Source organism: Paenibacillus vini, assembly GCF_018403325.1.
GTDB classification, from domain to species: domain Bacteria; phylum Bacillota; class Bacilli; order Paenibacillales; family Paenibacillaceae; genus Fontibacillus; species Fontibacillus vini.
Genome location: NZ_BOSL01000005.1, coordinates 130,537 through 149,032, shown reverse-complemented (window position 1 = coordinate 149,032; position 18,496 = coordinate 130,537). Strand labels below are relative to the sequence as shown.

Sequence of the window (18,496 nt, the reverse complement as noted above, 5' to 3'; positions counted from 1 at the left end):
TCAAAAGTACGGAGTTTTTATGTTTGCAATCATTTTCCTTTGCTAAGATGCTATTGAATTCCCCCTGAGCTTAATCCACTTCCCGAATGTGAAACTGCTCTTGCGAAGAGAATTCGGTCAATTTTCTCGCTATCTCAGACCTGCTGTATGTGATCGTGTCCCCTACCTCATCTGGAATGCCATCAAGCATGTAAATTTCTTGTAGGCAGTATGAAGTATCCTCTTTGTCCAGCCACAGATCATAACACTTTTGATTATCAATTGAACCAAAAGTGATGGTGTATGCTGAGTCATAATCAAGATTAGTAATGATCTTCTGAATATCCATCAAATCCTCACGCCCTCCAACTTACTTCATCCTACCCCCAACGCCTTAAACACTGCATCAGTCGGATCCGAATAAAATACTGGCTGAACCTTTATAAGCAGATCAGGAGGTACGGTCTGAAAATCGACAACTGAAGATGCAGGTATCAAAACTTTCTTTGCTCCTGCATCTACACAAACCTGAAGCGTATTGGCAAACTCCTCGACCTTAGCAATCGTACCACCAACCGTCATGTTTCCAAGAACAACCATGCTCTCTTGTACAGGTCTTTCTAATGCTCCCGAACATAAACCGATCAGCTCTGCTATCGCCAGTTCATCCGTTAATCCAATACCCTGCAAATCACTTATATGCATGAGATAATCCTTCGTCTTTGTGCTAATCGAACCACTGATACTTTTGCTATTGGAAGTAAAGTAACGGAATGCTGTATCTAAGCTCTCCTTAGCTCCTCGATGAGTGCCAACGCCCGATTTTTCAAACTTACCTGTACCCGAAACAACCTGATTCTCCAGCTTATACACGCCAATCATGCCAGAATCTCCATGACCAACTGTATATACGTGACCAGGCTTTCCAAGCCCTTCAGGAATGAGTTTGCCGCTGCCCTGCTCTGTCAGGGAAAATAATTGACCTCTATGCCATTATGAAAACGGATAGGCTCTTTTTAGAATTTATGAATGAGGTCATTCGTGAGAAGCTTGAATCAAGTAACTATCTGTTGGAGAAGAAAAACATTAATCTCTACTTTACCTCAAAAGCGGAGCAAGACGCAGGGGTAGCAGGGTGGACGGAACAAACCGTTACGAAATTAAAAAATGTCATTCAGCGACTTTTACTTGAATCAGGCATATTGAAAAACAAGAAGACTGGCGAATTAAGCAGACTTCTGATGGACGAGCAGTTGAAACGGCATTTGATTCAAATCGGAGACATTGCTTATGTAAGAGCGATGGGTGAGGTATAGTATGGCGAATTTGAATAGTAGACTAGATAAAATCATACCAAAGATCAGGGAAGATAAATTCATTGAGGGTAGGGGTCTTGGTAACGAGGTCAGTTTTTATGTGTTTGATTATGAGCCTGAAAAGGAACTCGTTGTTCGGAATTATATCCCACATATCTTTAAGGAATTCAATCATGAGGGTTCAGGTCGTAGGCTCATTGAATTCGACTTGTACAAAATGCTAATCGAAGTTGCTAAAGAGAAACGCATTTTTGATCGTATCCCCCTCTTTTATCCAATGGATTTCTCGTTATTCAACAAATTATTTATATGTAGTACCCTTTCAATGACCTCAAGACGACGTTTTCCGCATTGTTGTTTTAGAATTGTCGTAAAATCATTCTGCTTTAAAATTTTCTTCATATTATTGCAGTAAACTTCTGAAATATTTGCTAACAGTTCTTCTTCACTCAGCGTGTTTTCCCAATACGCATCAACAATGTTGTTTAGTGTACTGGCAAGTTCTCTTTGTGTTTTATAAAACCGTTTAATCTCCATCGGGAACACCTCAAACAAATCAAATTATTACTTTACTCTTATTCTATTCTTACTTTTTCACAAGTGCAATATACATGCGAAAGAAAAAACCGCCATTTCAGCGGTTTATCAATCATATGCGCATTAAACACTCGGATAGCCTCTCCCTATTTGCTTGAAATGCTTGTTCATTATCGACTTCTTCTAACAATAGGTTCTCTAACATTAGGCGAACACCAGGTAAGCCAGCCCCTACCCATTTTCTCATCTTGTCAATTTCATCTAACAAGTCACATTCTGCAATCTCGACTGCGCCTGAATTTTTACTGTCACCATAGAGATATGTTCCAAAATTTTTAAGCATTCGTTTAAAAATGGAGGCAAGCTTCGAGATCGTAACATCCAAATCGACATCAGGCTCGAACGTAACCCCTATTTTCCGATTGCTCGCCGATATATCTGTGTGGATATTCTCACGAAACTGTTGAATGTCCCTTTTCATCATTTGGTAAAAACCAATTTGATTCGCATCAAAGTGCAAAAAGATCGCCGCAAATCCTTGTTGATTTTTCACACTGAGCTTGAAGGTGATGCCGCTCTTGCCTCCCCCCAGTGAAAGTTGAGAGTCCGACGAATTGAATTTCTTGGACTTCCACACGTTTAAGCAACACGGAACCTCGCTCCTCAAGCATTCTAGTAAATAGCGGTTCACATCTTCGATCCTCGTCAGATCGTATTGAAGCACGTCCACTGTTCTGCCTGTATGTGTTGGTGGGATTTGGTCATAGGTGAAAACTTTCTTGATCGCATGCTTTATTTGCGTAATCCGATCAAGGTTATGCCAAATGTCCAACTTGTACATTTGATTCAACAGCTCAACTTGAGCAATCGTATCATCGTGAATTTTAATTGCATGGAATGCGATATACTTTTGCTTATTTCGTTTCAAGTGCGAAACGACTTGATCCAAATGTTCTTTTTGAAAGCATCGTGCCAGCCAGATGATCACGCCTTCACTTGCGGATTCCACAATGCCTAAAACCGTATTCAAATGTCTCACATCTGACGGATTAATCTGTGTTTCAATAAAAACAGGTATACGTCGATTCACATCTACAGATAACAAGTCGATTTTCCGACGACCAAACGGCTCTTCCGCCGCTATATTGCCCAACTTTAAACCAGTAACCTCCTCCATAACTCCTGGGTTCCGCAAAAGAAATAGTGATACTATGAACTCTTTTTCCGATCCGCCAACACTCATCTTAAATCCCACCCTTTATACGAATAAGAGGCGAGTTATCTCGCCCCTACCATACCTTCCATCCAGTTCCCTGCCTTATCAAATCGTTTCTTTGAACTCGTCGATCATCTCAGAAAGTCTGAACAAATCCCGATTTTTGCTTGAGTTCCACTCGCAATCGCACAGGAATTCGTTTATTCTCACCAAAGTTGCTTTTGCATCTTTGCCGAGCTTCTGACCGTTTATCACGAAATTACTCTGGATTAACAAATCCGCCAACGCTACCTCTTTGTTACTTTCCACTGGTTGAAACGTTGTTGCCATTAGAACATCGTAGGGTATCCCCAAAGCATCTGCCAAACGAATCACTGTTGGCACGCTTGGGCAACTCCTCGAATTTTTTTCGAGCCTGTTGATATATGACTCCGACATTTGCGATTCCTCAGCTAATTTTTTGAGTGTCCAGTCTTTTACTTTAACTCGATAATGGCGAAGTAAAACACCAAAATTCTCGCTAACCGAAAATACGGCTCCTCTTTCCTCATCCGCTCCTGCATCGTTCTGCTTTGCTACATCTGCCATAGTCCATTTCTCCTTTTTAATGTTCCTCATCACGAGAATCCAGTGTTCATTTTAACTTTATATAGTAAGCTATTGGCTATCCCCTTATAACTCTCTCCCTACCATTTACGCAGGGGAAATTTCACGCTGTTCCACATATTTCTCGATATAACAGATCTCGCCATCCCCTCATCCCTTCCTTGCTATCAATCTCTCTCCTACTCAGTCTGGCAAATTTGTCGAAAGTTACAGACCGCACAGCAATTACCATTGTCCGTCTTCGTAAATTCCTTAATCTCTTTCGGTTTGTTATTTTCAACATCATCAAGCAATGTATACATCGATTCAACGCTAGTCCGAAATAGATGATACACGTTGTCCAGATCAATTTCTTTCGGTGTAAATGTCTTGCTTGTCCCATCACTCAAAAACTCCAGGCGAAGTTCAATATCCTCCAGTGAATCCAGGACGTATGCTTGCTGAATGAACCATGCATACAAGCACATCTGATAATACTGATAATAGTCATTCGCTGTCGATCTGCTAGTTTTGAGACCGACGATGGTGAATTTGCCTGTTTCCAGATCACGGTAGCATAGGTCAATCACGATCCAAACATTAATACCGTCTACTTCCATAGCTCGAAACTTCTCAGCAGTTACCAGTTCTACCTTTCCATGATCGCTTAAATCCCGATACGTTTGAGATCCAATGATATGTTTTACAGTCGGCTCAATTCTGTTTTTGTAATCGCTAATCTTATCCAGCGGCAAATCACCATCGTAATAAAATTCTTGAAGCATGGTGCATTGGTTTGGTGCATCCATCCATGTACCCAATTTGTATTTAGAATCCTGATATGCCTTATTTAGATTCCCTCTTATTCGCTCGGTCATTTCATTCGCATCCACTATAAAATCCGATAAATTCTCCTCAATAGCTCTGTTTATTACTTCGTGAACTGAACTACCAAAAACCATCGGAAGTGACTGGAGTCGTTTCAAACGATAGCTCTTTTGAGCAATGATTGGGGATCGTTTATTCCATCCATTTTGCGAGATATAATAGCTGCACGCATATTTTAATTGGCATTCAGAGAGGCACTTATGGCGGCTTAGCGACCATGAAAAAGGTATGTTGCCATTTGAAATACTCATCTATCTTCTTCTCCCTTCAGCGATCTTTTCAGCTTTTTTGACCACGGATAGACTGTGTTCGATTGTTTGTTCAATGCAATTACGGTAATCACGACAATATTCGAACCGTCACGTTTCAATACAAGAATATGTCCTTCACTAGTACGCCACCGAATATCCGTTTCGAATGGAGGTATATACTCTAATTTCTCAAGAAGCCATGACCTCCTAATAGATTCGTTTTACAGCATGACATGTAAAATAAACCTTCATCATCCCACCCTCTATTTCAATACCGTTTACTTGGCAACATTAGGGGTAAACAGAAAGGACATTTTCACCATTTTTTACATGGATCCGATGCCCTTAATTTAGGTTTATATTCAATTGTAAGTATTCGTTTTTTTCTCATTTGAAAGTCGCCTCTTTTCATTTCAGAACGTATGTTTGTATTTTTGATTATAGTACAGAAATACAGGCGTTGGGGCAACTGTCTAAATGAAATTTTCCATTATTGTTGATTAGAGGGCAAAGGGAAGAGATGAGGGCGAAAAAAATTTGAACAGCTAATTATGCATCTTATTCATCGATCTATTCTTATGAAAGAGTTATGAACTTCTGCATAACATTCACTGCCAATGCCGCAGCTTCTGCCAACCATCCATTTGCAAACGTCATACAATATGCATAACAGTTCGGTAAGTCCTTCATAAGATTTATGGAGGATATTCACAACTATATGTGAACGAAAGAATGAAACTTATAGTTATGAGGAGCGGTCGGACAGATGAGCATTCCTTAATCATTCTATAATTGCTCGGAATGCTCCACGAATCGTCAACTCGGTGGTAGACCGAACGAGCGACTCCAGATAATTTAAGAAGGAATTGTATTGCTCCATGTATAGCTTGCCTTAACGAAAAGCACGATCATAGAACTGTTTAACCGCAGTGAATTCCAAGGCGTAATCTTGATACTTTCGTCTATTCGACTATTTTGCAAACAATGGAAACTATTCTTTTCTGCAAGCTCAATAAGTTCACGCAAGGAAGATAATTCTGAAACGGCGCTTACTGCCTCCTTAAAGACCTCTACCACTTCCCTGTCATTTCGGCTGTACAACGAGAACTGTGATTGCATAAAGCTATGTAATTGTTCCAATACGATTGCTTCTTTTAACATAAAGTCGATTACATCATCATGCTCATGGCAATCAAACAGCGACATATCATTTTTTTTATTCAGCTCGTCCAGCAGCTTCTCTTCTCTTAGACTAAGAGCATTCATTGTTTCCCTGGAAACAGATGCCCTATAGACAATTCCCATTTGCAGATATTGCCCCATTCGTTCTCATCTCTCCAATGTTCAATTGTAATCCAGTGTCAACTTCAGGTCTTAAACAACCCTGATTCTTCTAACTCCCTATAATTCCTGTCTTTATATAAAACACCCTGTTCTTACAGATCGCCAATTTCCTTGAGATGTCCCCTCCATTCTTTACCTTCCCTACTCCACTTCCAGTCTTCCGAGAGATATGGATCGCCCTTGATCTTAACCACCTCCTCAAAATTGCCCCCATATCGATCTTCGAAAAAACATATCATATTCACTATTTCTTTGATTCTTTCCATGTTATAAGTTTGATCGTCCACATTTGCCTCCTTATTCTCTGTATTTATTTGAAATAACCTTCTCCATCATCTCTGGTTTTCCCGCTCTTTTATATTTGAACAACCTTTCGCTTTTCGATCTTTTTTTGAGCTTGCTTATAAATGAAATAGGTCATCTCAGTCAAGTTCACCAATCCAAGACCTCTCTCTTCCTCGATAGAATAGGTATTTGATCCAAGGTCGCAATTGAGTCGCACCCCATCGAAATATATATATTCCACAGGTGTATGACCGTGAATGATGGGCTTGTTCTGAGTTAAAGCCAACAGTGAAGTACCTGGAATACTGTATAAAACCGATTCAGACATCCAAAGAATTTCTCGACTTTGCTTATTCAGCGGCTCATGTGGATTCAACCCAGCGTGAGTATAAACAAATGCCTCATCTTCGAATAGCAGGGGTAAGGAAGTTGCCCATTCTAAATGTGATTGCCGATCAGCATCATCTGTGAACGTTTTATTGAAGTTTTTAAGGGCCTCACTACCACCATGATGCAACCATGTTTTATCTCCACTTCGGTAGTAATCAGACAACATTTCTTCATGATTGCCGACGACTGCATGAACGTTATTCGGAAATGTATCCACTAAATTTTTAACAAATTTAACCACCTCTGCCGAATCCTTACCCCGATTTATCATATCGCCCCCAAATACAATTTGGTCTACTGAAAAATCAATACCTACATGGTCTAGTAATGCCTTCATTCCTCTAGCGTCCCCGTGAATATCTGTCATGAAGTATCTTTTCATATACTCATTCCTTCTCAATATAATTATTTAAAATCCTAGCAATTGCTTATTGATGTTTTGTTCGATCTCGAAGGATTTTCAAAGCCCTCTGATTTTCTTCATGAAGTTTCTTAAACATATCATTTAACCCTAGAATCTTCATGTCTGGTCGGTTTGGATTTAGCATTTTTCTATCACGATTTATTTTCTTAGGCAAAACCCATCCTCCTCTTCCTAAAAGGGGATTCTTTATCGACTCGGTTATTCAATGACTAAATCAAACCCTTGATCCATCCATATACCCTGCCTTTAATCCCTTTCAGGTCTAAGCATCAAAATACTCTCCAGTTCGTACCTAGATCTATTAGGAAGAATTTCGACCATTTCTCTTAACCCGATTTGAGCAATGAGCATCAGCACAACCTTTCGCAAATCCTCATCCGAAAAGAATAAGTAGCCATGACTCCACTCCCACTTCCCCCCATTCGGAATACTATCGACCAGCACTTCGTATGGAATTTCTTGAGGTTCGGTTCTCGGTATTAACTTTTCCATTTGCATTAATCCTTTCAACTTTGAGATCAACCATGTTTTTTGGATTTCAAGCTTCTTCCAGTCGAATATCTCCACCGCTTCGGACATTCCATCAATCTCGCCATCATTGATCAGATTTCCAAACAACTGCTGAAAGGTTCCATGATACTTATCTTCAAACTCCGCAATTTGTTTATTGATTGATTCCAACCTTTCTGCCTCGGTCTGATTCATTAACTTTTCGACTTGATAAAGCCACTGTAACTGGAATGCATCGGCAGGGTTTTTCCACGATTCTACAACAACCTTTGGAATCCTTATCTCTCCATTCTCGTCCTTTACAGTTTCTAAACCACGTTCAATGTACTTGTGAATCATTTCAATATTAATGCCTAGCTCTTTAGCCGCATCTGCAATTGAAAGTAACTCTCTGTTAATACTTTCTTCCTGTCGCTCCATTTGGATCCTCACTTTCGATACGAACTATCACAATAGCATTTGTAGTTTCACCCTTGTACTATATACCTTCCATCACCTCTCCCCTCCACCCTGCCCTTTTCTGATCACCAGCTCGTTTGGTCTGGTTGTAATCATCAGGTTGTCCCCCAATCTCGATCCCCGCCTTCAATAACATTTCTTTCGACAAAATGATGACTACCTCATCAGATTCGTCATCATCGATTGATCGAATGACCTTCTCATAACAATCAACATCTTGCTCCAATTTTGCGTTCCATTCTTTCATCGGTTCACACAAAATTATTTCCCCCTTATCTGCTTTACCTTTTTTGAGAAGAAGCATGTTACCTTTTGGCTCAGCAGTATATTCGTCTCCAACCTCCATTGCGGATTGAAGGAGAAGTTTCCTAGGGATCACAAATACGACTTGATCATCTGAAATGCTAATAAATCGATGATAATGATCATATTTTCTGTATCTGCTCCATTTCAAATCACACAATGTAGCGAAGGAAAGATAGCGAAACTATGCCATCCAAAACAGGCGTGTTCACCCACCTTTCCTCTCTGCTCCCAGCGATTTAAAACATCATCGTCTTGATAATATGAGCAACTGAAATTCCAATTACGATCATGAGTGAATCTGCACCAACTTCTAGAAGAACGTTCTGAACTTTTTGCTTTGTATTCAGCTTTGCAACCAACGCTTTCATCGTCATTCACCTCCTCTCAAAAAGCATAGTGTTACAACCTAAACAGTATAGAAAAAACGCACAATACGTGATTGTGCGTTTACTGAAAATCTATGTAACTGTGACTTGAGCCTATCAAATTCCTTATCATGTCGTCACCCTATTTATATGTTTTGGTCTTGGAAAACTATCATAACATAACTTGAACTGTTTTACCGCATATTCCCAATCAGGTTGTCTTGGAAACAGTATTGAACTATTTAGTGGGGACCAATGGTAAAGGGAAGTATTTCCGAACCAATTCTCCCTCTCTCTCTAAAACCTGCTCTCCAATCACAAACGGTTTTTTCCTGACCTTACGCCATTTGATTTTTCGACCATACATAGTTTTGCGTTTGAAGTAGTGCGACTAAATGATTTCTCATTATAATGGAATTAGGGGTTGTCGAAAAGACAACAAGAAACGGAGTGAGCATATGTCTGAAGCAAGTAATGCCATGCGGCTTTTGAAGATTAGAGAAATTCTACTTTCTCTAACCGACGAAGACCATTCATTAACTTTGTCGGAAATAAATCAAAAATTACAACAGCAATTCGGAGACGAGTATACCGCCCAGAAGAATACGATCAAAAGTACGATTGAACAATTAAAATATAGTGGCTTCCCTATTGAAGAAACTATTGGGAAACGGAACACGATAAATTACTATCATATGTACCGAAAATTTAATGTTTATGAACTTCGGATGCTTATTGATGCGGTCTCCTCAGCCAAATTCATTACATCAGCGGAAACCAAACAACTTATCGGAAAGATCAAGACCTTAACAAGTAATCATCTGGCTAAGAAGCTTCAGCATCAAATATCCGTTACTCCTGAAGTGAAGGCTCAAAATCAAGAAGTTCGTTATCATATTGACAAGATACATACATCCATTAATGAACGAACCATGCTTACCTTCCAATACGGGAGCTATAATGTCAATAAAGAATTTGTCCTTCGGCATCGTGGCAAGATATACTCCGTAATTCCACTAGGGCTGGTATGGAACAACGACTACTATTATCTTGTAGCCAAGGATGATGATTCGGCTAGCATAAAGCATTACCGAGTAGACAGAATGATACAGGTTGATGTTTCAGAGGTTCTTTTCACTCCATCTGATTTTAATATCGCTGATCACATGAAACAGACTTTTAACATGTATCCTGGCGATACCCAGCTCATTGAAGTGCAATTCAATAGTCATCTCATTAATGTGATCATTGACCGTTTTGGTAAGGATACCCTCATTCGCAAAGTAGATGATCAAACGTTCTCAATCAAAATAAATGCCGCTGTTAGTGAGGGCTTAGTCCGTTGGTTGCTTACATGGGGGAGTGATGCAAAGGTAATCACACCGCAATCACTCGTCGATAAGATGAAGGAAGAAGCCAAGAAAATGTTCCAACATTATTCAGAAGGCATCTAATCCCAAGATGTCTTTTTTAAATTGTAGGAACAATTAAGAACACTCAAATATTTGATCGTTCTCTATAGTTAAATCAGTTTATAAAGCTCAATTGGAGGTGCATCAAATGCTCACAGGATGGCTGAAAGAATCTAAATATACGGTTGTATTTACTGGTGCTGGTATGAGTACCGAAAGCGGTGTTCCCGATTTCCGCTCTAAAAACGGTTTATGGAAAGGAAAAGATCCACAATGGTTAGCCAGCACCGATGCCATAAAATACAACAAAGATGCATTTGTTGAGTTTTATCGTAAACGAATTGAAGGGCTACAATCTATTCGTCCTCATGGGGGCTACGATGTATTAACAACACTCGCAGAACAATTTCTACTCAAGTCCATCATAACCCAGAATACCGATGGTTTACATGAAGACGCAGGCAATCGCAATGTTATCACTCTTCACGGAACCATTCGACGATTACATTGCAATGCTTGTGGAACTGTCTATCCAACAGATTGCTACTTTAACAATAACCTTTATTGCACCTGTGGAGGCCTCATTCGCCCATCCGTCATATTATTCGGTGAATCGCTGAATTCAAAAGCATTGACGGCGGCAGTTTATGAAGCCCAGCAAGCTGACCTCTTTATTGTTCTGGGGTCATCCTTGGTCGTTTCTCCTGCCAATTCATTTCCGATTACTGCAAAAGAAAACGGGGCTAAGTTGGTCATCATTAATCAAGATCCGACCCCATTAGATCGTATTGCCGATTTAGTCATCAATGATCGGAAAATCGGGGATGTACTACAAGAAGTTGCAAACGAGCTTTAGCTGAAATAGGATACATCCCGAGCACTCAAATAATTGAGCGGTCATGGTTATATATTGTAGACAGGAAAGGGAGAAGATGTTGATGGTTCTGATAATACTTATCGTCATCCTATCCTTCTTTCTAACATTGAGTCAAAAGCAAAAAGATGAGCCCTCATCTTATACGCCGAATCCAGGCGGACATTGGGTGAACAAAGGGACAGAGTATAACGAGAAATGGGAATGGTGGGAACCAGAACATAATCGGATATTGTTGTACGTAAGCGTCCTGAATAACGACGTAGATGAAGGATATATCATCGTCGTTGATGAACAGCTCCATCAATCTGGAATTGAATATGTAGATTGCGAAGGCAAACGAGAAGCTGAAATTGCTGTTTCCCTTTATAATGCTTACTATAGCGTCTTAGGCATTGTGACAGTCACAGATCTGGTTGGTATAAACCATAATAAAGACATGAACGGGGGATTAAAATGAATCAACCAAAGGCATACGGAACATTCACAAAACGGGGCGATCATACGTTTCGAAAATCGGCTTATATTCAATGGGGCGACTCAGAGCAGTCTCTTGGGGCTTGTTTGCTGCTTAACCCAGGATCAGCTGACTTCAATAAAATCAATCCCAATCTGAAAGTGGAGCTAAATACAGTAGGCAAAGCAGAAGGGGAAATAAAGACCGACCCAACGATGGAGCAATTAATACTATTCTTGAAGGGAATTTACGGGGAAGGGGCTTCCTTAGTTGGACGATTCCATATCTATAACTTGTTTAGCCTCCAGAATGCGAAGTCTAAAAATGCTGTAGACCAGTTTGAGACTCTGGTTCGGTCGGATGAGTATGAAATCAGAGAGTCTTTAATCCCTTTAGAAGAGCTACAGAGTCACCCCTGGATTCTTACAGGTTGGGGAGTCGAGCAGAATCCTAACTGGAAAAACCTTGAACAAATTAAGGGGATGTGGATGAGTCTAATCGATGAATCAAAAGTTCCTACCTTCGGCAAAAAGCACAAGAACTCCAATAACTACTATCATCCGTGCCCTCTTATTCCAACTCGCCGCCCAGAAATCGTAGCCGACTTACTTGCGGCATATAAACAAATGTTAGAAAGTATCTCTTCCAATCCAGTGTAACTAAACCAGCAAATTACTTGTACAGTTGATCTCTTTTCGATTCTTAATCATGTCCAGAACCAATATCCTCACTTTGAAATCAATATTAATAAAAATACTCAAAAACGGTACACCTTACTCAAATGGAATGGAGAGTATGGTTCTGATTCCATTTTTATCATCAAGAATAATTGGAGGGCGACGCAAAGTTTATTTACCCCTGGCCGATGTGAAGATTTATTTTGGTTTTTGCTGATTTAGCAAATGATCCATCTGTCTCAAGTTGGCAAGATTTTGGAGAAAAAGGTTTTGACGATTTGGGACCTATTGCTTTTTAACGGGAGGGGAAATCTTAATGAATCAGAAGTGGGAAGAGATTATCGTACTGGCAGGAGAAGGCGGGAGCATCACATTGCTTGGATCAAAGACTAGTGACGACTCTTGGGTATTTATGAAGGAAACCAACGAATCGGCTTTGGCTGACTTCTTAGTTGATGAGGATTTGTCTGCTCTTGTACATCAAAAATCAAAAGTCGTATCGGATTGGGAACAGGCGATTAACCTATTAGGTCGATCTTGGATGAATTTGTATCCCCGATATGTCCATCCTGAATTCAGGAAACCATTTTGGAAAATAGTTGCTTCAACAAATGAAAATTATCACCTTCTGGAGCGTTGGGAGAGACATTGTTTCCTATGAATTAGTGAAAGCGCTGGCGGCTCCCCTTCTCCAAAATGAGCTAACCTGTTGGATTTCCTGCCAAAACACTTAGAATTCTAGTAAAAGCCTGTGTATAGATAGAATGACATTTCGAAAATTCTAAGAAAGTAGAGGGAAACCAATCATGAATTTATTCTCAAAATGTAATATTCCATTTTCAGAAGAACCATATCAGTCAATTTCAAGTGAAGGTAATTACTGTTCGGAAGAATGCTCACCTGAAGACTCGCTTGAACACCCTTACTTTTTTGAATACATGAATTTGATGTCTTCTTTCCATCATTTCCAAGAGAAAAAACTGACGATCCAGTCCTTTGAAGAACGTATTGACCTTGAAAACGAGATTGATTTAGTAATTGAAGATTACAAGTCCCTATACTTCGGAGACTCGGAAGGCAGTTTTTATAAAGCTCATATCCTTCAGTTATATGAAAAGCTACTTTTATTGAATGACGAAGTAAATGATGTTCTGCATCATCGGGAATATGAAACTTATTATGGTGTAAGTATTTACTGGCATGAGATCTGGAATACAGTTGGCGATGATCTCCTCAGCAAAATATACTTGGATTTACTTGATCATCTAAGCGAGACGTATTTCTTTTATCGTAATCTTTCGTGGGAAGCTAAGAGTGAAAATGAAATATCCCCTCGCAACTTTAAGGACGTATTATGTTTCCTTACTATTGAAGATCAACAACGCTTTGTGAGCATTCTGAAACAAATATTTGAAAAGTACCAATCAGAACACGTTGCAACTAAGGTCTTTCATGAGGATGAGTTCACTTTTATTTATACGCCTTCGATTAGAAAATGCTTTGTTTGTGGTCATTGGGAAGCTGAAGCCGATTTTAAATTTGATAGCGAGAGAAACGTTCATGTTTGCAACCAATGGGAAGCATGTGAGGTATAGAGTGAATCACTATTGGAACTACAATTTGGCTTGTAATATTTAACCATTAGACACGACCTCCATTTACACATCAATTGTGTAATCGGAGGTCATTTCAAATTCGTTTGTGAAATGAAAAATAAGTATGAGAACAACAATCGTAATTTATATAGAGCAAATCACTCTTAAATCATCAATAAAATCATCTATTTGATCTGGAAACTTGTGCCCCAAGTTGACTGTAAGAACAATAATTTCTATCTGCTTTTCTGGAAATGTGTTATTACGGTATCTTGGAAGAAAACTTAGACCAGTTGTTCCCTCGTTAACAGGGTACAAAAGAATAACTTTATTACAATCATATTCCCTTGCATATGCATACATTTGGTAAATATCATCCTGACTAATACCAAAATTCTTCTTTTTACTGTCCAATAGCTTCCACTTTGTATCAATTATCTTTTCAATTTTACTGGTAATTATATTAACAATACCGTTGTCTGGTAATAACCTATACGTGCTTCGCCCATATTGATCTTTTAGAAGATACTTTGGGGTAATCCCCAAATTAGTCACTAGTTTCAGGTTGTGACCCATGATCTCTTCTTGATGAGCCAACAATACACCTTGTATGAATTTTTCATAAATCATGTTCATGTCAAACAGCAGGCTGAAACTTTCTGATGTTCCACTACTTAAAGCGGGCGATTCATTTTTCCAGAAAATTTTACACATTTCAATAATTTCTTGATACAAATGGTGTATAGTCCTAGGGAGTACCAAACTTTTCATTTCGCTGTATGAAAATCCCTTCTCATCAACTTCATTAAAAGCATCTTTTAAATTCATCAAAACCTTTTTATTATGCTGAACCTTTGATATTCCATAGAGTTTTGCAACCGTTGCTTTAATAATCCTATTCGGTAAATTCTTAATAGAGTATTCATCATAGCTTACATAAAATCTGCTTTTATTTATTAGATTTCTCCTTAATTGTTCTGATAAGTGTAACTTTCCTTTGAGGAAAGGAACATTCTCTTCTTCGTGACAATACTGCTGAATAACCCCTGTTTTTAATGCATTATTTAATTTATCAATAAATACTTTTATAAAAATTTCCAGGAAAGTGTTCCTTTGTGTATCAAATCTGCTTACATCTTGCACTCTAAAAGGGACTTCTTTTGCAATCGTAAGCATATACAAAAGGTTTTTCCTTATCTGAGAATGCTCCGAGTTAGCCAGTTTGGGTAGGATCTCAATTTGTAGGTTGCCAATGGATGCTACTCCTACCCATTGTAATGGGGTAATTTTTTTATTACCCCATTTGAAAATCTGTTTACCTTGTTCCCTTTCAAACTTTTCTAGTAACGTTGCTTGATACCGAGTGATGACTTTGCTTTCGCTAGAAAATGTTTCACCAATATAAATCGCTTCATGTTCTCTAACACTAATTACAGGTATCATAGATGACACCCCACTAACTGTATATACTCTTGATAATTGCAAAATCCTGTTGATCATCAGTTCCAAACAGAGGATTTACTATGTAAACCTGTTCAAGTTGATCATTATAATCATTTTTTCCAAGTAGCTCCTCAATATCAAACGATTCGTCTTCAACAATCAACCTTAATTCAGGGCTTTTTCTATGATCGCCTAAAACAATCCCTACTTTATCCCATTGGCCATAAAAGTACTCTTGTAGTGTTGATATAATCTTACCTTTTATGACGGAAATCAAATCCCCAAGTGTTGAGACATGCATAAAAAGAGCATGACCGATAGTATGATTTCTATCTAATAAAAGAGTGATCCTTTTATTAATTGTTTCAAGTAATATTCTTAAATCAATTTCATCTTCACCGAATGTAATGCGTCTTAATAGTTCTGGCTGTGGCATCAACTCTTCAAACTCAAACCTTCTTCTTAATGCCATATCCATTAAGGCTATAGAACGGTCTGCGGTATTCATTGTACCGATGATATAAACATTGTTAGGAACCGAAAAAAGCTCTTGTGAGTAGGGCAACGTCACTTCAACTTCATTCTCCTCCCCTGCTCGTTTATCATACTCTATAAGTGTTATTAATTCACCGAAGACCTTGGAAATATTTGCACGATTGATCTCATCAATAATCAAAACGTAATTTTTTCCCTGTTCGTCATCAAAAGCTTTGTTACATACTTTCTTGAAAATTCCATTCTTTATATAATATTCTATATTTCCATCCATTACTCTCGCACTCATACCCTCGACAAACTCTTCATACGAAAAAGATTGATGAAATGTGACAAACTCTACTCGTCCATTTTCTTGCAAGTACCGAAAGATGTCCATAACTTCTCTTCTATCTTCCACTAATTCATCTCGCCAAAATCCACATGCTCTTAGAGTTATTTCGGCAGTTCGATATGTTTTTCCCGTGCCTGGAGGACCATATAAAATTAAGTTTTTAGTGACCGTTTCATCTACTTCTGTTTCTTCAAACGGAATAGTCATCACTTTCTCGTCTTCATCATGGACATTCACAAGCTCCTCATACTGAGATACATTGATTGGAATATCACTAAAAAAGCCTGCTGAATCCCACTCGTCAGGTATTGTGGAGTTTTCAATTAAATATTCTGCTACCTCATCTGTAAAACGTGTTCGCAAAGCCGAAACCAATTTTTCGTTGGGTTCTACCGCCCCAGTCCCTACAACATTCTCGAAGTTAAAATTTCGCAATAAATATACAACTAGTGGAAAAGTATCCTCTTCACAATTCCTTCCACTCAAAAAAAGCATAAAATTTGATTGCCAGTCTTCACTTTTTTCCGTACCCCACTCATTACCAGGTGCGACCTCGTGTCCAACTGTTAATAATGGGGCAGGTCTACCTGGATAACCAATCGTACCTGTTGCGGTTGAACCTGCTTTAAGTCTTGTAGTTAAAAAGTTTGAACTCAATCTGTTGGCAAGCTTTTTCACCCCAATATTCACTTGACCAAGGTTGTTAACTTGAAGCTCCATATTATCAACAGTAGTACCTACGCACAGTAACTCAATAAACTTCGAAGTAACACCTTCTCTATGGGGCCTGTTATCTGGATTAAGGTCCAACCTAGGGGTCGCAAATTGTCTTTGAACCATATCTACAGCGAAAAAAACAGCTAAGCCCGATGTTTGCTCTCCACCTTTTTTGCCATCTCCGTTCACAGTCCTTAGTTTCTCAAAATTATACCTAAACACATCAAATGAAAAGTACACCGTTTCATTTCCCCTAGGAATTATTTTTAAAAAAGGGAACCTTAATGGTTCCCTAATGTATTACTTACCTATTACTGATTAATAACTCGACTTGTTCAACTTGTTCAACTTGTTCTTCTTTTTCCAAAAAATCAAAAACTACTTCTGCATCTCCAACTCGTACTGGCACTGACCCAAAATTTATTTTCGAGAAATACCTAATGTTCTCTCTTTTTGGAATATCCTTCCCCTCAATAACTTCTTTCAAGCAATTTGCAAATGCATAAGAAAGCTTAGGAGGTACAGCATTACCTATCATTTCATAGTTGGCCTTCACAGTTCGGCCCTTGAAGACAAAACTGTCAGGAAAAGCTTGGATTCTAGCAATTTCACGTGTTGTAAACACTCTATCTTCAGTAGGATGCCAAACGCCTGCATTTTCAGGTTTAAAAGCCGCTGTAATCGTCCCAGCTATTTCATCTCTATGGAACCTTCGGTAGAAGTTTGGCCATCTATATTTCTCCATATTGTCTCTAATCTTCTTTAGCCTCTCAGGTAAAACATCTGTAGGAATATCCTTCCAAGAACCTCCCTCTGGAACAAAAGAACCAAGGTAAATCGCTTGAGGGTTGAGTTTTATCATCTCATCCTGATTAGGAGTATCTTCTGGAATATCAAAAATAGTATTCTTTAATGATAAATCTACGTCCGTGATAGGGCTAGGGAAGTGGAATTTCCCTAAGCCAATGTCCTTTTTCAATGCAATCACAATAACCCTTAACCTATTTTGAGGTACACCATAATGTGATGCATTTACTAGTTTGAAATGCACTTCGTAGTTCATATTAGATAGACTCTCTAGTATCTCAGGTAAAAGAAATCCATTTTCTGTTTTAGTAGAAAGTAGTCCTCTTACATTTTCCATCATTACTACTTTGGGCTGAAGTTCTTCGATAAACTTTAACGTAAACTTGTAAAGATTACCCCTCTTCTCTTGAATTCCCTTTCTATTACCAGCATTGCTGAACGATTGACAAGGGAAGCCCGACAAAAGCACATCCAAATCTTCTATTTTAGGAATTTCCAAATCCTCAATATTTCCTCTTACTACGTTCCCAAGATTATGTTCATATGTTAAACATGCATCTTCGTTTATGTCGTTAGCCCAAAGGACATCGTATCCACTCTGATGAAACCCTAAATCTAGTCCTCCACATCCACAGAACATACTTAGGACTGTTGGCTTATTAAATTTATCTTTCATTAATTACCCTCCTAGCAAGCCAAACGCTCTACTGTATCTTTATTATAACTTTTAGTAAGCCATTTTTACAGAGCAAAATGTGTTACTTATAAAATGCTCCTCACACCAATAAATAAATTTTCCACTTAACATACTCTAGTCAATTAAGACAAAA

22 protein-coding genes and 1 pseudogene are annotated in these 18,496 nt (G+C 38.7%); 7 read left to right on the top strand and 16 right to left on the bottom strand.

The window, feature by feature from the left end; translation table 11 throughout:
- Positions 1 to 70 precede the first annotated feature (70 nt).
- Both KJS57_RS09820 and KJS57_RS09815 read right to left on the bottom strand, forming a co-directional pair.
- Positions 71 to 328: a hypothetical protein gene (locus tag KJS57_RS09820; RefSeq protein ID WP_213654628.1), complete on the bottom strand. Its 258-nt coding sequence runs from the start codon at positions 326 to 328 to the stop codon at positions 71 to 73.
- A 26-nt stretch (positions 329 to 354) separates the two neighbouring features.
- Positions 355 to 951, bottom strand: a pseudogene (locus KJS57_RS09815) (S16 family serine protease); the annotation flags it as partial.
- A 53-nt stretch (positions 952 to 1,004) separates the two neighbouring features.
- Between KJS57_RS09815 and KJS57_RS09810 the strand changes: the two are divergent.
- The gene (locus KJS57_RS09810) at positions 1,005 to 1,295 is read left to right on the top strand and encodes a BrxA family protein (RefSeq protein ID WP_244861469.1); all 291 of its coding nucleotides are present in this window, start codon (positions 1,005 to 1,007) and stop codon (positions 1,293 to 1,295) included.
- 270 nt (positions 1,296 to 1,565) lie between these two features.
- On the opposite strand, the gene KJS57_RS09805 is transcribed toward KJS57_RS09810, so the two are convergent.
- From KJS57_RS09805 to KJS57_RS26610, 11 genes are all read right to left on the bottom strand, one after another.
- A complete protein-coding gene (locus tag KJS57_RS09805; RefSeq protein WP_213654626.1) occupies positions 1,566 to 1,832 on the bottom strand; it encodes a TIGR04540 family protein in 267 nt (88 codons plus the stop codon).
- A gap of 112 nt (positions 1,833 to 1,944) precedes the next feature.
- On the bottom strand, positions 1,945 to 3,075 hold the full coding sequence (locus tag KJS57_RS09800) for a hypothetical protein (protein WP_213654625.1): 1,131 nt from the start codon (positions 3,073 to 3,075) through the stop codon (positions 1,945 to 1,947).
- Positions 3,076 to 3,153: 78 nt separating this feature from the next.
- A complete protein-coding gene (locus tag KJS57_RS09795) occupies positions 3,154 to 3,636 on the bottom strand; it encodes a helix-turn-helix domain-containing protein (protein ID WP_213654624.1) in 483 nt (160 codons plus the stop codon).
- A gap of 197 nt (positions 3,637 to 3,833) precedes the next feature.
- Entirely contained in the window at positions 3,834 to 4,772 is a 939-nt protein-coding gene (locus KJS57_RS09790; RefSeq protein ID WP_213654623.1) for a PD-(D/E)XK nuclease family protein, read from the bottom strand.
- Positions 4,773 to 5,627: 855 nt separating this feature from the next.
- Positions 5,628 to 6,095: a hypothetical protein gene (locus tag KJS57_RS09785; RefSeq protein WP_213654622.1), complete on the bottom strand. Its 468-nt coding sequence runs from the start codon at positions 6,093 to 6,095 to the stop codon at positions 5,628 to 5,630.
- A 113-nt stretch (positions 6,096 to 6,208) separates the two neighbouring features.
- Complete coding sequence (locus KJS57_RS09780; RefSeq protein WP_213654621.1) at positions 6,209 to 6,403, bottom strand: hypothetical protein; 195 nt, start codon at positions 6,401 to 6,403, stop codon at positions 6,209 to 6,211.
- 68 nt (positions 6,404 to 6,471) lie between these two features.
- Complete coding sequence (locus tag KJS57_RS09775) at positions 6,472 to 7,173, bottom strand: metallophosphoesterase family protein (protein WP_213654620.1); 702 nt, start codon at positions 7,171 to 7,173, stop codon at positions 6,472 to 6,474.
- 46 nt (positions 7,174 to 7,219) lie between these two features.
- On the bottom strand, positions 7,220 to 7,369 hold the full coding sequence (locus KJS57_RS09770) for a hypothetical protein (protein ID WP_213654619.1): 150 nt from the start codon (positions 7,367 to 7,369) through the stop codon (positions 7,220 to 7,222).
- 92 nt (positions 7,370 to 7,461) lie between these two features.
- On the bottom strand, positions 7,462 to 8,145 hold the full coding sequence (locus tag KJS57_RS09765; protein WP_213654618.1) for a helix-turn-helix domain-containing protein: 684 nt from the start codon (positions 8,143 to 8,145) through the stop codon (positions 7,462 to 7,464).
- A gap of 58 nt (positions 8,146 to 8,203) precedes the next feature.
- Positions 8,204 to 8,443 (bottom strand): hypothetical protein, encoded by a 240-nt coding sequence (locus tag KJS57_RS09760; RefSeq protein WP_213654617.1) that lies wholly within the window; start codon positions 8,441 to 8,443, stop codon positions 8,204 to 8,206.
- Between the two features lie 283 nt (positions 8,444 to 8,726).
- Positions 8,727 to 8,858: a hypothetical protein gene (locus tag KJS57_RS26610; RefSeq protein ID WP_280520373.1), complete on the bottom strand. Its 132-nt coding sequence runs from the start codon at positions 8,856 to 8,858 to the stop codon at positions 8,727 to 8,729.
- 455 nt (positions 8,859 to 9,313) lie between these two features.
- On the opposite strand from KJS57_RS26610, the gene KJS57_RS09755 reads away from it, so the two are divergent.
- The 6 genes from KJS57_RS09755 to KJS57_RS09730 all read left to right on the top strand — a co-directional run bounded on the left by KJS57_RS09755 (position 9,314) and on the right by KJS57_RS09730 (position 13,870).
- Positions 9,314 to 10,309: a helix-turn-helix transcriptional regulator gene (locus tag KJS57_RS09755; RefSeq protein ID WP_213654616.1), complete on the top strand. Its 996-nt coding sequence runs from the start codon at positions 9,314 to 9,316 to the stop codon at positions 10,307 to 10,309.
- A gap of 106 nt (positions 10,310 to 10,415) precedes the next feature.
- Positions 10,416 to 11,123 (top strand): NAD-dependent deacylase, encoded by a 708-nt coding sequence (locus KJS57_RS09750; RefSeq protein WP_213654615.1) that lies wholly within the window; start codon positions 10,416 to 10,418, stop codon positions 11,121 to 11,123.
- A gap of 76 nt (positions 11,124 to 11,199) precedes the next feature.
- Entirely contained in the window at positions 11,200 to 11,601 is a 402-nt protein-coding gene (locus KJS57_RS09745) for a hypothetical protein (protein ID WP_213654614.1), read from the top strand.
- Positions 11,598 to 12,257 (top strand): hypothetical protein, encoded by a 660-nt coding sequence (locus tag KJS57_RS09740; protein WP_213654613.1) that lies wholly within the window; start codon positions 11,598 to 11,600, stop codon positions 12,255 to 12,257. Before KJS57_RS09745 ends, KJS57_RS09740 begins: the two co-directional genes overlap by 4 nt.
- A gap of 334 nt (positions 12,258 to 12,591) precedes the next feature.
- The gene (locus tag KJS57_RS09735; protein ID WP_213654612.1) at positions 12,592 to 12,936 is read left to right on the top strand and encodes a hypothetical protein; all 345 of its coding nucleotides are present in this window, start codon (positions 12,592 to 12,594) and stop codon (positions 12,934 to 12,936) included.
- 145 nt (positions 12,937 to 13,081) lie between these two features.
- Positions 13,082 to 13,870, top strand: a complete 789-nt coding sequence (locus tag KJS57_RS09730) for a hypothetical protein (RefSeq protein ID WP_213654611.1) — start codon at positions 13,082 to 13,084, stop codon at positions 13,868 to 13,870.
- A gap of 144 nt (positions 13,871 to 14,014) precedes the next feature.
- On the opposite strand, the gene KJS57_RS09725 is transcribed toward KJS57_RS09730, so the two are convergent.
- The 3 genes from KJS57_RS09725 to KJS57_RS09715 form a co-directional block, all read right to left on the bottom strand.
- Positions 14,015 to 15,313: an McrC family protein gene (locus KJS57_RS09725; RefSeq protein WP_213654610.1), complete on the bottom strand. Its 1,299-nt coding sequence runs from the start codon at positions 15,311 to 15,313 to the stop codon at positions 14,015 to 14,017.
- 13 nt (positions 15,314 to 15,326) lie between these two features.
- Positions 15,327 to 17,099, bottom strand: coding sequence for an McrB family protein (locus tag KJS57_RS09720; RefSeq protein ID WP_213654609.1), 1,773 nt, complete (start codon positions 17,097 to 17,099; stop codon positions 15,327 to 15,329).
- A gap of 64 nt (positions 17,100 to 17,163) precedes the next feature.
- On the bottom strand, positions 17,164 to 18,342 hold the full coding sequence (locus KJS57_RS09715) for a DNA cytosine methyltransferase (RefSeq protein WP_213654608.1): 1,179 nt from the start codon (positions 18,340 to 18,342) through the stop codon (positions 17,164 to 17,166).
- Positions 18,343 to 18,496: the final 154 nt, after the last annotated feature.

What these genes read in the sequence shown, in the direction of transcription:
- KJS57_RS09735 (WP_213654612.1), top strand. Translation starts at nt 12,592, where the DNA reads ATGAATCAGAAGTGGGAAGAGATTATCGTACTGGCAGGAGAAGGCGGG.
- KJS57_RS09725 (WP_213654610.1), bottom strand. Translation starts at nt 15,313, where the DNA reads ATGATACCTGTAATTAGTGTTAGAGAACATGAAGCGATTTATATTGGT.
- KJS57_RS09730 (WP_213654611.1), top strand. Translation starts at nt 13,082, where the DNA reads ATGAATTTATTCTCAAAATGTAATATTCCATTTTCAGAAGAACCATAT.
- KJS57_RS26610 (WP_280520373.1), bottom strand. Translation starts at nt 8,858, where the DNA reads ATGAAAGCGTTGGTTGCAAAGCTGAATACAAAGCAAAAAGTTCAGAAC.
- KJS57_RS09795 (WP_213654624.1), bottom strand. Translation starts at nt 3,636, where the DNA reads ATGGCAGATGTAGCAAAGCAGAACGATGCAGGAGCGGATGAGGAAAGA.
- KJS57_RS09740 (WP_213654613.1), top strand. Translation starts at nt 11,598, where the DNA reads ATGAATCAACCAAAGGCATACGGAACATTCACAAAACGGGGCGATCAT.
- KJS57_RS09820 (WP_213654628.1), bottom strand. Translation starts at nt 328, where the DNA reads ATGGATATTCAGAAGATCATTACTAATCTTGATTATGACTCAGCATAC.
- KJS57_RS09750 (WP_213654615.1), top strand. Translation starts at nt 10,416, where the DNA reads ATGCTCACAGGATGGCTGAAAGAATCTAAATATACGGTTGTATTTACT.
- KJS57_RS09810 (WP_244861469.1), top strand. Translation starts at nt 1,005, where the DNA reads ATGAATGAGGTCATTCGTGAGAAGCTTGAATCAAGTAACTATCTGTTG.
- KJS57_RS09785 (WP_213654622.1), bottom strand. Translation starts at nt 6,095, where the DNA reads ATGGGGCAATATCTGCAAATGGGAATTGTCTATAGGGCATCTGTTTCC.
- KJS57_RS09755 (WP_213654616.1), top strand. Translation starts at nt 9,314, where the DNA reads ATGTCTGAAGCAAGTAATGCCATGCGGCTTTTGAAGATTAGAGAAATT.
- KJS57_RS09765 (WP_213654618.1), bottom strand. Translation starts at nt 8,145, where the DNA reads ATGGAGCGACAGGAAGAAAGTATTAACAGAGAGTTACTTTCAATTGCA.
- KJS57_RS09745 (WP_213654614.1), top strand. Translation starts at nt 11,200, where the DNA reads ATGTTGATGGTTCTGATAATACTTATCGTCATCCTATCCTTCTTTCTA.
- KJS57_RS09800 (WP_213654625.1), bottom strand. Translation starts at nt 3,075, where the DNA reads ATGAGTGTTGGCGGATCGGAAAAAGAGTTCATAGTATCACTATTTCTT.
- KJS57_RS09775 (WP_213654620.1), bottom strand. Translation starts at nt 7,173, where the DNA reads ATGAAAAGATACTTCATGACAGATATTCACGGGGACGCTAGAGGAATG.
- KJS57_RS09790 (WP_213654623.1), bottom strand. Translation starts at nt 4,772, where the DNA reads ATGAGTATTTCAAATGGCAACATACCTTTTTCATGGTCGCTAAGCCGC.
- KJS57_RS09805 (WP_213654626.1), bottom strand. Translation starts at nt 1,832, where the DNA reads ATGGAGATTAAACGGTTTTATAAAACACAAAGAGAACTTGCCAGTACA.
- KJS57_RS09715 (WP_213654608.1), bottom strand. Translation starts at nt 18,342, where the DNA reads ATGAAAGATAAATTTAATAAGCCAACAGTCCTAAGTATGTTCTGTGGA.